The sequence below is a fragment of the Sinomonas sp. ASV486 genome (genome assembly GCF_030908215.1).
Classification (GTDB): Bacteria; Actinomycetota; Actinomycetes; order Actinomycetales; family Micrococcaceae; genus Sinomonas; species Sinomonas puerhi.
The window spans coordinates 213,518-226,332 of the sequence record NZ_JAVFJK010000003.1 but is presented as its reverse complement, the minus strand read 5'-3'; the positions used below and the strand labels follow the sequence as shown (position 1 = coordinate 226,332).

The window sequence follows — 12,815 nt, the reverse complement described above, 5'->3', positions numbered from 1 at the left end:
GAATGACTGGCTCCAGCTACTTCCGCTATCCCCACGTCCACGGGGACCTCGTGGCGTTCGTCGCCGAGGATGACGTCTGGCTTGCGCCGGTTGCCGGTGGCCGCGCCTGGCGGCTCTCGTCGCTCGGCCTCCCCGCGCGCAACCCGCGCTTCGCCCCCGACGGCAGCAAGGTTGTGTGGACCGTGGTGCAGGGCAGTGCGCCCGAGGTGGTCTCGGCCGACGTGGACGGCGGCGGGTTCCGCCAGCTGAGCTGGTTCGGCCACTCGACCACACGCGTCAAGGGGTTCACACCGGACGGACGCGTGGTCGTCACGAGCGCGCACAACCAGCCGGACGGCCGGCACACCCACGCGTACTCGATCCCTGTGGACGGCGGGTGGCTCGAGGAGCTCCCGTACGGACCGGTGGACTCGGTGGCCTTCGGGCCGAGCGTGGGAGACGATCGTCCGGTCGTTGTCGGGAGCGTCCTGACCCGAGACCCTGCGCACTGGAAGCGGTACCGCGGAGGGGCCGAGGGCAAGCTGTGGATCGATCCGGACGGCGGCGGAGAGTTCCGCCGTCTCGCCACCGGTCTGGACGGGAACCTCGCCGACCCGATGTGGGCGGGAGGGCGCATCGCCTTCCTCTCTGACCATGAGGGAGTCGGCAACCTCTACTCGGTCGACCGCACCGGCGGCGATCTCGCGCGCCACACCGACCTGGACCGCTTCTACGCGCGGCATGCGAGCACTGACGGTCGCCGCGTCGTCTTCGAGAGCGCGGGGGAGCTCTGGATGCTCGACGGCCTCGACGCGGAGCCCCGCCGTCTTGAAGTGGCACTCGCCTCGGCCTCCACGTCCCGACGCACGGTTCCGCTCGCCGTCGGCCGTCACCTCGGCGAGGTTGTCCCGACTCCTGACGGCCGCGCGAGCGTGGTCGAATCCCACGGCACCGTGCACTGGCTCACGCACCGCGACGGCCCGTCCCGGGTCGTCGAGGCGACCCCCGGCGTTCGCGCGCGCCTGGCGCGGCCCCTCGGGGCGGACTCCGTCGTGTTCATCGCCGACCACGACGGCGAAGAAGGGCTCTTCATCCGGCGCCTCGCCGCCGACCCCGCGGCTGCCCCCCACGAAGCCCCACACACTGTGCCCACGACGCACGACGGCGCCCCGGCCGGTGGCGGTGACGTCACCGCACACAGCCTTCCGCTGCCTGTCTCGGCGCGCGGACGCGGAGGGTTCGACGCGCAGGGCGCCGCCGGCGCCGCTGACGGGGCTGCGGCGGGCAGCGACGTTTCCGTGGGCGGCCCCGCAGAGGGGGCCGGCAACGCGACCGAGCCGGCTCGGCGCACGCCGGATATGCCGGGGTCCGCCGGGGGCCAGCGAAGCCTGCGGTCCTACTCCGTGCCTGCGCGGACCGCTGTTCCGGCGGCGGACGAGGCGGACACGCTTCCGAGCCTGCGCCGCATCGCCCTGCCGTCCCCGCACCGGCCGGCCGAGCTCGTCCCGAGCCCCGACGCGAAGTTCATCGCCGTCGGAACCTCGTTCGGCGACGTCTACCTCGTGGACGCAGAGCACGGCACAGCGACGACCCTCAGCACCGTCGAGGAGGGCACGATCGAGCAGCTCGCATGGAGCCCCGATTCGCGGTGGCTCTCGTGGAGCGAGCCCGTGACGGCATTCGGCGCGCGTTCGAAAGTGCGTCTGGCCGAGCGCGAGACGGGCCGGGTCGCGGACGTGACCGACGGACGCTTCTGGGACGCATGGCCCGCCTTCACCCCGGATGGGAAGTACCTCGCCTTCCTCTCGGGGCGCAGCTTCGATCCGGTCTACGACGGCCACTCATTCGATCTTTCATTCCCGAGTCCCATCAAGCCGTACATTGTGCCGCTCGCGGCGACGACCTCGAGCCCCTTCGGCCCGCGGGTCGCAGAGTTCACCTCGGAGTCCGCCCCCGAGGACGCCGCCACCGATTCCGATCCCGCCACGCATGACGACGCGCAGTCTTATCTCACCGAGCCGTCGGAGGGCACCGACGCGTCCGAGGGATTCACGCCTGCCGGGCAGCACGTGGACCACATCGAGGTGACGGTCGATCTGGAGGGCATCCAGCACCGCATCACGTCGCTGCCCGTACGCCAGGGCAACTATTCTCGGCTCACGGCTACCAAGGACGCCCTCCTCTGGATGTCCCAGGACCTCACCGGCGCCACGGGCGAGGGAAAGGCCAAGCCCAGCGACAAGGATGCCGCTCCGACGCTCCACCGCCTCGACCTCGCGACCGGCGCCGAGACGACGATCGTCAGCGCGCTCGAACGCTACAGGGTCAGCGCCGACGGCAGCCGGGTCGTGTACGTGCGCGAACGCTCAGTCCACAGCGTGCCGAGCGACAAGCCGGCAGAGGACGGACACGGCGAGCACGTGAGTGTGGACCTGGACCGCATCCGGGTCCGACTGGACCCGATCGCCGTTTGGGCGCAGGCCTTCGACGAGGCCTGGCGCCTCCAGCGCGATTTCTACTGGACCGACGACATGGCCGGCGCCGATTGGGACGAGGTCCGAGATCGGTACCGTCCCCTCGTGCCCCGGCTCGGCTCGCACGACGACCTGGTCGACCTGCTCTGGGAGATGCATGGCGAGCTGGGCACATCGCACGCCTACGTCACGCCGACTCTCGTGACGGAGCCCGGTGCGGGGGGACAGGGCCGTCTCGGCGGCGAGTTCGACTTCGACGGCGGCTGGGTGGTGCGGAGGGTCCTGGCCAGCGAATCCTCGGACCCGCTCGCCTCGTCGCCGCTCGCCTCCTCCGGTGCCGGGGTCCGCCCGGGTGACCGCCTTCTCGCCGTGGACGGCGTGCCACTCACCTCCGACTTCGGCCCCGCCATCGCGCTCGCGGGCGCGGCTGGGAAGGTCGTCGAACTCACGATGCTCAACGGCTCCGAGCATGGCGACCGCGCTGGGGCGACCCGGCGGATCGCCGTCGTGCCCATCCGCGATGAGGAGCGACTGCGCTATCAGGAATGGGTGCAGGCCAACCGGCGGCTCGTGCGCGAGGCGTCCGAGGGGCGCTTCGGCTACCTGCATGTACCGGACATGGGCGCTCGCGGCTGGGCTCAGCTCCACCGTGACCTGGACACGGAGACCGCGCTCGACGCGCTCGTCGTCGACGTGCGCCGCAATCGCGGGGGGCACACGTCCCAGCTCGTCGCGGAGCTCATCGGCCGCCGCGTGATCGGCTGGACCATGCCGCGTGGAGAGCAGCCCAGGACGTACCCGCGGCACGCCCCGCGCGGACCCGTCGTGATCCTCGCCGACGAGTTCGCCGGATCCGACGGCGACATCATCACCCAGGTGGGCAAGCTGCGGGGGATCGGCCCTGTGGTGGGCACTCGAACCTGGGGCGGCGTCATTGGGATCGACAACCGGTTCAAGCTCGCCGACGGCACGTCCGTGACCCAGCCGCGCTACGCGACGTGGTTCGAGGGAGGGATCGGCTGGGGTGTCGAGAACTTCGGCGTCGAGCCGGACATCGAGGTGCCGTACCCGCCGCAGGCCTACGCCGCGGGGATCGACCCGCAGCTTGAGCACGGCATCGGCGTGCTCAAGGAGATGCTCGTCGAGATCCCGACCCAGCGCCCCCCGGCGCGCGAGGGGTACCGTTCGGTGCATCCCACGGCCCTCCCTCCGCGCCCGCAGGACCTCGCGGAGGCCGAGGCGGTGCCCGCCTACGAGGGCTGAGCCCGGCTGGCGGGGCCTTGCCTTGCCAGCACGGGCGGGGTCCGGTCCTCGCGTGGGCGGAGCCCGTTCGTGACGGCGGAACCCGTCACGTGGCGCGATTCAGACGGCGAGAGGCCCCTCCTCCGGGAGGGACCTCTCTTGTCAATGCCGCAGGAGTGTCAGTTCTGGGTCGGTGTGGCCGTTGGCCCAGGCTCAGGACTCGAGGGTGGCCTTGAGCGTGATCGGGATCGAGAGGGCCGAGCTGACCGGACAGCCGGCCTTGGCCTTCTCGGCGATCTGCTGGAACTCGTCCTGGGCGATGCCGGGGACCTGCGCGGTGACCGTGAGCTGGCTGCCGGTGATGCCCTCGCCGGCCTTGAAGCCGACCTCTGCGGACGTCTCGATGCGCTCGGCCTTGTAGCCCGCGCCGTCGAGCTCGTTGCTGAACGCCATCGAGAAGCACGAGGCATGGGCCGCGGCGAGCAGCTCCTCTGGGCTCGTCTTGCCGTTGGCCTCCTCGGTGCGGGCCTTCCATGTGACGTCGTAGGTGCCGAGCCCTGACGTGTCGAGGGTCGTCTGGCCGGAGCCCTCGAACAGATTGCCCTGCCAGACGGTGTGCGCTTTGCGGATCGTAGGCACGCGTGCTCCTCGCGAAATCGTTGTTGTGCGGCGCGGACGGAACGACCGCGCCGTCTTGGCCCATCGTAGGCACAGCGAGGCCCCGCACGCTGAGCATTAAGCCGGCGGACGGGGCCTTCGATCGGGGCGCTTCGGTGCGCGCCTCTGCATCAGCGACAGATGGCCGTTACTGCCAGATCGTGGCGATCGCGATGTTGAGCAGCGCGAGACCGCCGACGCCGTGCGCGAGTCCAGGGGACACGGTCTCGCCGGCCTTGCGCCGTCGGTTGCCCACGAACGCGAGCGCGCCGACCACTACCGCGATGATGAACTTCACGGTGAGCTTGATGTACAGGCTCGTGGTGAGGGGTTCGACGCCGCTGTCTGCCTGCTTCGAGAGCACGGTCACGAGTCCCACGAGGATGATGCCCGTGACGAGCTGCGTCATGGCACCGTCGAACTGACGCGGGCCGACCGTGGGGCTCTTCATGTTGGCGATCCATGGGCCGACGATCATCGCCGCACCCACCACGTGCAGGAAAATCACAATGTTCAGGACGACAGTCATGGTCCCGAGTTTAGTGGTGGGCCGAGCGGGCCCCCGTCGAAACCGGCGGCGAGCGCGTTCCAAGTGCGTAACGAATGTCGGGGCGCCACGACGCAACGGCGCCCGCCCCGGGAAAGGGGGCGGGCGCCGTCGTTCGTCTGGCTGGATCTATAGCGTCAGAGACGCATCAGAGTCCCAGATCGGCCTCGAACGCGCCCTCCTCGAGGCGTGCGCGGAGCGTCTGGAGGAAGCGTCCGGCGTCCGCACCGTCAACGAGGCGGTGGTCGTAGGTCAGCGAGAGGTACATCATCGAGCGGACCGAGATCACGTCGTCGCCCTCGGCGTTCTGGGAGACCCAGGGGCGCTTGACGATCGCGCCGGTGCCGAGGATGGCGACCTGCGGCTGGTTGATGATCGGCGTATCGAACAGCGCGCCGACCGAGCCGATGTTCGTGATGCTGAACGTGCCGCCGGAGAGCTCATCGGGACCGATCTTGTTGTTGCGCGTGCGCGCAGCCACGTCGGCGATGTGGCCCGCGAGCCCGGCAAGGTTCAGGTTGCCCGCGTTGTTGATGACCGGGACGAGGAGGCCCTTGTCCGTGTCCACCGCGATCGCCAGGTGCTCCGCGTTGTGGTACGTGATCTGCTGGGTTTCCTCGTTGTACTCCGCGTTCAGCTTCGGGTGCTGCTTGAGCGCCTCGGCAACGGCCTTCGCGATGAACGGCAGGAACGTGAGCTTCACGCCGTTCTGGGCGAGGAACTTCGCCTTGGAACGGTCGCGGAGCTTCGCGATCTTGGTCATGTCGACTTCGTGCACCTGCGTGAGCTGCGTCGAGATGTCGAGGGACTCGCGCATGCGCCGTGCGATGACCTGGCGGATGCGGGGCGCCTTCTCCGTGGTGCCGCGCAGCGATGACGCAGGAGCCGCGGAGGCCTCCTTGGACGCAGCCGCGGCCGGGGCGGGCGTGGCAGCCGGAGCTGCAGCCGCCTTCTTTGCCTCGACCGCAGCCAGGACATCCTGCTTGCGGATACGGCCGCCGACGCCGGTGCCGGTGAGGCTCGTGACGTCGATGCCGTTCTGGTTGGCCAGCTTGCGCACGAGAGGTGTGACGTAGCCCGACTCGGTGCCCTGAGCGGCAGGCGCGGCAGGCGCCGCTGCGACCGGCGCAGGCGCGGCGGCCGGAGCCGGTGCAGCAGGAGCAGCCGGTGCAGCCGGGGTGGCCGGTGCCGGGACCGCAGCGGGTGCCGGTGCGGCGGCGGGCTCGGGTGCCGGTGCGGCGGCGGGAGCGGGAGCCGGGGCTGCCGGAGCACCGGAGCCGACGACGGCGAGCACGGCGCCGACCTCTGCGGTCTCGTCCTCTGCGACCCTGATCTCGAGCAGGGTACCGGCGACCGGCGAGGGGACCTCGGTGTCGACCTTGTCGGTGGAGACCTCGAGGAGCGGCTCGTCGACCTCGACGGTCTCGCCCACGGCCTTGAGCCAGCGGGTCACGGTGCCTTCCGTGACACTCTCACCGAGGGCGGGGAGCTTCACTTCGTGCCCCTCGGCCGGGGCGGTGGAGGCAGCTTCGGTGGTGGGCTCGGGAGCAGCGGCCGGCGCGGGAGCAGCGGCTGGCGCGGGAGCAGCAGCCGGAGCCTCGGGCGCCGCGGGGGCCTGCTCGGCGGCGGGTGCCGCAGGGGCGTCAGGCGCCGATGCGCCGTCGCCGATGATGGCCAGGGGTGCGCCGACCTCGGCAGTCTCATCTTCGGCGACGAGGATCTGCTCGAGGATACCCGCGACGGGGGAGGGGATCTCGGTGTCGACCTTGTCGGTGGAGACCTCGACGAGGGGCTCGTCGACCTCGACTCGGTCGCCGACCTGCTTGAGCCAGCGGGTGACGGTTCCTTCGGTGACGCTTTCACCGAGGGCCGGAAGGGTAACGGATTCAGACATGGGTGCCCGTGCTCCTAGATTCTTCTCTGTGCGAATGGTGTCTGCGTCGGTTCAGCCGTGGAGGGGCTTGCCGGCCAGTACGAGATGCGCCTCGCCGAGGCTCTCGTTCTGCGTCGGGTGGGCGTGGATGAACTGGGCGACGTCCTCGGGGTACGCCTCCCAGTTGACGATCAGCTGCGCCTCGCCGATCTGCTCGCCCATGCGGGCGCCGATCATGTGGATGCCCACCACGGGGCCATCCTTCTGACGGACAATCTTGATGAGGCCTGACGTGCCGATGATCGAGCTCTTGCCATTTCCCGCGAGGTTGTACTCGGCGGTTTCGACCTGGTCGTCGCCGAACTTGGCCTTCGCGGCCTTCTCGGAGTATCCGACCGTGGCGATCTCGGGATCGCAGTAAGTGACCTTGGGGATGTTGATGTCCTCGACGACGACGGGGTTGAGCCCGGCGATCTCCTCAGCCACGAAGATGCCCTGCTGGAACCCGCGGTGGGCCAGCTGGACGCCGGGAACGATGTCGCCGACGGCGTAGATGTTGCCGACGCCCGTGTGGAGGCGCTCGTTGGGGATGACGAAGCCGCGGTCCATGGTGATGCCCGCCTCCTCGTACCCGAGGTTGGCAGTGAGCGGGCCACGGCCGACCGCGACGAGGAGGAGCTCGGCCTCGAACGTCTTGCCGTCCACGAGCGTCACCTTGACGCCGTTCTCATCCTGCTCGACGCCCTGGAAGAACGTTCCTGTGCTGAACTTGATGCCGCGCTTCTTGAAGGCGCGCTCGAGCTGCTTGACGATCGTGGCGTCCTCGTTCGGGACGAGCGAGGGAAGGCCTTCGACGATCGTGACGTCCACGCCGAACGAGTTCCAGACCGACGCGAACTCGACGCCGATGACGCCTCCGCCGAGCACGATCGCACTCTTGGGCACGTAGTCGAGGGTGAGCGCCTGCTCGGAGGTGATCACGCGGCCGCCGATCTCGAGGCCGGGCAGGCTCTTAGAGAAGGAACCGGTCGCGAGGATGATGTTCTTGCCCTTGTAGGCAGTGCCGTCGACGGTGACGGTGTCCTGGGCGGTAAGCCGCCCTTCGCCCTCGATGACCGTGATGCCCTTGGCCTTGATCAGGCCCGTGAGGCCCTTCCACTTCTTGGAGATGATGCCGTCTTTGTAGGCATTGACAGCGGGCATGTCGATGCTGTCGAGAGTGACGTTGATGCCGTACTTGGCGGCGTCGCGGGCGTGGTCCACGAGCTCGGCCGAGTGGAGGAGCGCCTTGGTCGGGATGCAGCCGGTGTGCAGGCACGTGCCGCCGAGCTTGCCCTTCTCTACGAGCCCGACGCTGAACCCCAGCTCGGAGGCGCGGATTGCGGCAGCGTAGCCGCCGCTTCCTGCGCCGAGGATCAAGATGTCGAATTCGTGCGCAGTTGCCTCTTCGGCCACGTGTACGCTCCCTCGCCTTGAGGACGGCGTGTTCCGCCGTCGGATGTGACAGTTGGCCTGCGGCTGTAGCGCGCCGGCCGGGTATTCAGGGAAACCCTATCCCCCCGACTGACTATGCTCCACCTTCGCCGAACGAAAGTCGCTGCCTTGTGTCCAGACTCACGGAACTTTATCACTTCTCAACAGATGGATTTTAAATTTCGAATTATGGAAACTGTCTGTTGGCCGACGAAGGGTGGCAGTGGCCGGGTGGCAGGCTGGGGCCTCGGACGTCAGGCGCTGGCGACGCGTTCGAGGTAGCCGATGAGGGTCCGGACGGTCGATCCCGTGCCCTGCTTGGGAGTGTGTCCATAGGCCGAACCCGTGTTGAACGCCGGCCCGGCGATATCCAGGTGGGCCCACGGGACCGAGCTGCCGTCGGGACGCTCGCCGACGAACTCCTTGAGGAAGATCGCGGCGGTGAGCATGCCTCCGGGCCGTTCGCCCACGTTCGCGATGTCTGCCGTGGCCGAGTCGAGCCCCACGCGCAGTTCCTCGGGGAGAGGCATGGGCCAGGCCGCCTCGCCCGCGTCCGCGGCGGCGTCGAGCAGCGGGCGGGTCACGGCGTCGTCTCCCATGACACCCGCCGTGCGGGTGCCGAGCGCGATGAGCGCCGCACCGGTGAGCGTCGCGACGTCGATCAGCGCGTCCGGGTTCTCCTCACTCGCCGCCGCGAGCCCGTCCGCCATCACGAGGCGCCCCTCAGCGTCGGTGTTGAGGACCTCGACCGTGCGGCCGCCACGGACGGTGATCACGTCGGACGGTCGCTGGGCGCTGCCCGACGGCATGTTCTCGGCAATGCAGAGCCAGGCCGTGACCTTGACGGGGAGCCCCAGCCGGGCGGCTGCGAGTGCCGCATTGAGCACGGTTGCCGCCCCTGCCATGTCACTCTTCATCTGTTCCATGTTGGCGGCCGGCTTGATCGAGATGCCGCCCGAATCGAACGTGATGCCTTTGCCCACCAGATGGATGTTCTTGGCGGATGCCGCCTTCGCCGGGACGTACTCGACCTTGACCAGTCGGGGCGGGCGGGAGGAGCCCTGGCCGACGGCGAGGATTCCCCCGAAGCCCTCTTTGGCGAGCCTCTTCTCGTCGAACACCGTGACCTTCACAGGCAGGGCCTTCGCGAGGTCCCGTGCAGCTTCGGCGAACGTTTCGGGGTAGAGCTGGCTCGGCGGCATGTTGACGAGCGTGCGGGTCGCGTTCACGGCCGCGCCGACAATCGACGCGCGGGAGAGCGCAGCCTCAGCATCGGCCGCGGCCACTGCCGGCGCGTAGACGATTGCGCTGCCCACGTTGCCCTTGATGCCGGTGCCGGCGTCAAGGGCAACCGCGTCGGCCGATTTGTGCTCTGTATAGGAGTAGGCGCCCAGTGCGGCGCCCTCCGCGACGGCTGCGATGTCCTCCGCCGTCGAGGAAGGCAGGGCGAGGACCACCGTGTCGTTGCCCGCGAGCTGGCGGATGGCGGATCCGGACGCGCGCCGCAGCTGTTCGGCGCTCGGCGCGGCGCCGCCGTCGAGCTTGCCGATACCCACGAGCGCAAGGACATGCGCTCCCAGCTCGGGGAGCCCGGGGAGCCGGTGCAGCTGGTCCTGAGCGCCCGTGACGCCGAGTGCCGCGAGTGTCGAGGCGACGGCCTCGGCATTTCGCTCGCTCAGTGGGGTTTCGAGGAGCACAGGTCCGTCCGCCCCTTGCGCGACGCCGATGACGAGCACATCGCTCGGGGTCTTGCGCAGGTCCTTCGACACTGCCCTCAGGGTGACTTCACGGTTGCTGAACACTGCGGCGCCTCGATTCTGCAGGGGCTGCGGTGCAGTGCGCCGGCCTCGCCCGTGCGGGGGAACTGTGGTGGAAAGGGTCACGTCTTCCCGATCGTAGCCGGACGCCGGGCGGCAGGGCGGGTGCGGATGGAATGATAGAGGGCCAATGACTGTTGGAGCGTGCAGAGTCAAGAGAGGACAGATGCCGTGATCGACCCCGCCTCCGGGCCACTGCAGGATCCCGCCGGCCTCTACACAGCAGCCCTCGAGCTCAGCCGTGACGAGGGTGTGCGTGGCTTGCCGCTCATCATGGGCTTCACCGGGTTCGCGGACGCCGGCCATGCCGTGCGCCAGATCAGCGAGGAGTTGATCAGCGTCCAGGCCGATGGCGCCCTCGTGGCGTTCGACGTCGACCAGCTGCTCGACTACCGCTCGCGCCGGCCCCGCATCCGTTTCGTCGAAGACCACCTCGAGGACTACGACACCCCGAAGCTCGCGCTCTACCGCCTCGAAGACGGGCTCGGGAGGCCGTACCTCCTGCTGTCCGGACCCGAACCAGACCTGCAGTGGGAGCGGTTCGCGCGGGCCGTCGTCGGCCTCGTCGAAGAGCTCGAGGTGAGCCAGACGCTGTGGGTCCATGCGATCCCCATGCCTGTTCCGCACACGCGGCCCCTCGGGGTCACGGTCCACGGCAACCGGCCCGAGCTCGTCGAGGGGATCTCGCGATGGAAGCCCGTCGTCGAGTTCCCCGCCGCGGTGGGGCACCTGATCGAGCTCCGGCTTATTGAGGCAGGCCATGACGTGACCGGATTCGTTGTCCACGTCCCGCACTATCTCGCCGAGGCCGAGTATCCTGCCGCGGCCGTGACCGGCCTCGAGCACCTCGGCGCGGCTGCGTCTCTCATGCTTCCGAGCGATCGTCTCCGGGAGGCCGCGCGCGAGGTCGAACGGCAGGTGGCGGACCAGGTGGCCGCATCCGAGGACATCCGCGAGGTGATCTCTGGGCTCGAGGAGCGCTTCGACGACCGCAGCGCGGAGGTGCCGCGCAGGTCGCTCCTGGCGGGCTCTGCAGACGAGCTCCCCTCCGCCGAGGACCTCGGCGCGGCGGTCGAGGCGTACCTCGCATCGCACGGCGAGGCGGACGCGGCGCGGGACACCGAGACGGGCGACGGCGCGGGCTCGCCCCGCGATGGTGACGCACCGCACGGGCCGGATGACGCGGGAGGAGCGCCCCGGGACAACCCGCCGAAATAGGATCGTGGGGTGAACAGCTGGCGCGCCTATACGGTCTGGGGAATCGGAGTCTTTGCCTATCTGGTGGCGGTGCTCCAGCGCACGTCCTTCGGCGTGGTGGGACTCGAGGCGGCCGACAGGTTCCATGCCGGCGGTGCCGCGCTCTCGGCGTTCACCGTTCTGCAGCTCGTGGTGTACGCCTCGCTGCAGATCCCGGTGGGCATCCTGGTGGACCGTTTCGGCAGCCGCGTCATGGTCGCGGCTGGCGCGGTCTTCATGGCCCTCGGCCAGCTGCAGATCGCCGAGGCGGAGTCCGTGGTGACGGGCATCATCGGGCGCATGCTCGTCGGCATGGGTGACGCCATGACGTTCGTCTCGGTCCTCAGGCTCGTTCCGCTTTGGTTCTCGGGCCGCAGATCGCCGCTCATGAGCCAGCTCACGGGCGTCATCGGCCAGCTCGGCCAGCTCGTGAGTGTCATACCGTTCCTTGCGCTCCTGCGGGCCACCGGGTGGTCGCAGGCCTTCATGAGCCTCGCAGCCCTCTCGGTCCTCGTGGTCGTGCTCGTCCTCACCCTCCTGCGCAACGCGCCACCGGGAACGAAAGTCGAGCCGGAGGGTGAGCCCGAGGGCACCCGCGCCGTGCTCGCCGCTGCGTGGCGCCAGCCAGGGACACGGCTCGGAATGTGGAGCCATTTCACCGTCCAGTTCAGTGGGAACGTCTTCGCGCTCATGTGGGGTTTCCCGTTCATGGTCGCGGGGCAGGGGTACGACGCGCAGACGGCGGCGGGGCTCATGTCCTTTTTCGTCGTCGTGGCCATCATTGCCGGGCCTCCGATGGGGCGATTCGTTGCCCGGTATCCGCTGCGCAGATCGACGCTCGTGCTTGCCATCTGCGCGCTGACGGCCGCCGTCTGGATCGCTGTGCTCCTCGTGCCGGGACACGCGCCGGTGTGGCTCATGGCCGTGCTCGTGGCCGTCCTCGCCCTCGGGGGCCCGAGTTCGATGATCGGCTTCGACTTCGCGCGCACGTTCAATCCGTCCCACCGCCTCGGAACGGCCACCGGAATCGTCAACATCGGGGGGTTCGTCGCGGCGCTCCTGACGATGTTCCTCGTTGGATACCTCCTCGACCTCCAGCACGCACTCGGTCTCTCGCCCCAAGGGCTGTACAGTCTCGACGCGTTCCGCGTGGCCCTCTCGGTCCAACTGCTCGTCCTCGGCGGCGGCGCACTGGCCCTGATCCGGGTTCGGCGCAAGGTGCGGCGCAATCTCGCGGCCCAGAACGTTCGCGTAGCCCCCCTGCGCGAGGTGTGGGCCGACTACCGGGCCCGCCGCCGCTGAGCCCAGACGCCGCTGAGCCTAGACGCCGCTGAGCCTAGACGCCGCTGAATTCGGCCACTGCCGCTGAGCCCCGGTGCTGCTGAGTCCGCTGCTGGTGAGTCCCGCCATCGTTGGTTCGGACGCCTGCTCTTGGTCTGCGTCGGGTCTGGCCGGTGCTGGATTCTCCTCCACACAAACCTTCCGGGCGCGTTGTCCACATAGCGAGGCCCTCGGTG

At 69.3% G+C, this 12,815-nt stretch carries 8 protein-coding genes; 3 read left to right on the top strand and 5 right to left on the bottom strand.

All coding sequences use genetic code 11. From position 1 onward, the window contains the following. Nucleotides 1–2 precede the first annotated feature (2 nt). Nucleotides 3–3,716 carry a S41 family peptidase gene (locus RBS60_RS05820; RefSeq protein ID WP_307956584.1) on the top strand — a complete coding sequence of 1,238 codons (3,714 nt, stop codon included), beginning with the start codon at nt 3–5 and terminating at the stop codon, nt 3,714–3,716. Nucleotides 3,717–3,908: 192 nt separating this feature from the next. Here RBS60_RS05820 and RBS60_RS05815 read toward each other — a convergent pair whose 3' ends face one another. The 5 genes from RBS60_RS05815 to RBS60_RS05795 form a co-directional block, all read right to left on the bottom strand. Next, a complete protein-coding gene (locus tag RBS60_RS05815) occupies nt 3,909–4,334 on the bottom strand; it encodes an OsmC family peroxiredoxin (protein ID WP_307956583.1) in 426 nt (141 codons plus the stop codon). A gap of 166 nt (nt 4,335–4,500) precedes the next feature. Beyond that, nucleotides 4,501–4,881 (bottom strand): hypothetical protein, encoded by a 381-nt coding sequence (locus tag RBS60_RS05810; RefSeq protein WP_307956582.1) that lies wholly within the window; start codon nt 4,879–4,881, stop codon nt 4,501–4,503. A gap of 166 nt (nt 4,882–5,047) precedes the next feature. Next, nucleotides 5,048–6,793: a 2-oxoglutarate dehydrogenase, E2 component, dihydrolipoamide succinyltransferase gene (gene sucB, locus RBS60_RS05805; RefSeq protein WP_307956581.1), complete on the bottom strand. Its 1,746-nt coding sequence runs from the start codon at nt 6,791–6,793 to the stop codon at nt 5,048–5,050. A gap of 51 nt (nt 6,794–6,844) precedes the next feature. Next, complete coding sequence (gene lpdA, locus RBS60_RS05800) at nt 6,845–8,227, bottom strand: dihydrolipoyl dehydrogenase (RefSeq protein WP_307956580.1); 1,383 nt, start codon at nt 8,225–8,227, stop codon at nt 6,845–6,847. Nucleotides 8,228–8,499: 272 nt separating this feature from the next. Then, nucleotides 8,500–10,047 carry a leucyl aminopeptidase gene (locus RBS60_RS05795; RefSeq protein WP_307956579.1) on the bottom strand — a complete coding sequence of 516 codons (1,548 nt, stop codon included), beginning with the start codon at nt 10,045–10,047 and terminating at the stop codon, nt 8,500–8,502. Between the two features lie 186 nt (nt 10,048–10,233). On the opposite strand from RBS60_RS05795, the gene RBS60_RS05790 reads away from it, so the two are divergent. Next, the gene (locus RBS60_RS05790; protein ID WP_307956578.1) at nt 10,234–11,280 is read left to right on the top strand and encodes a PAC2 family protein; all 1,047 of its coding nucleotides are present in this window, start codon (nt 10,234–10,236) and stop codon (nt 11,278–11,280) included. 9 nt (nt 11,281–11,289) lie between these two features. Then, the gene (locus RBS60_RS05785) at nt 11,290–12,600 is read left to right on the top strand and encodes an MFS transporter (protein WP_307956577.1); all 1,311 of its coding nucleotides are present in this window, start codon (nt 11,290–11,292) and stop codon (nt 12,598–12,600) included. The last annotated feature ends 215 nt before the right edge of the window (nt 12,601–12,815 follow it).

What these genes read in the sequence shown, in the direction of transcription:
- RBS60_RS05820 (WP_307956584.1), top strand. Translation starts at nt 3, where the DNA reads ATGACTGGCTCCAGCTACTTCCGCTATCCCCACGTCCACGGGGACCTC.
- RBS60_RS05810 (WP_307956582.1), bottom strand. Translation starts at nt 4,881, where the DNA reads ATGACTGTCGTCCTGAACATTGTGATTTTCCTGCACGTGGTGGGTGCG.
- sucB (WP_307956581.1), bottom strand. Translation starts at nt 6,793, where the DNA reads ATGTCTGAATCCGTTACCCTTCCGGCCCTCGGTGAAAGCGTCACCGAA.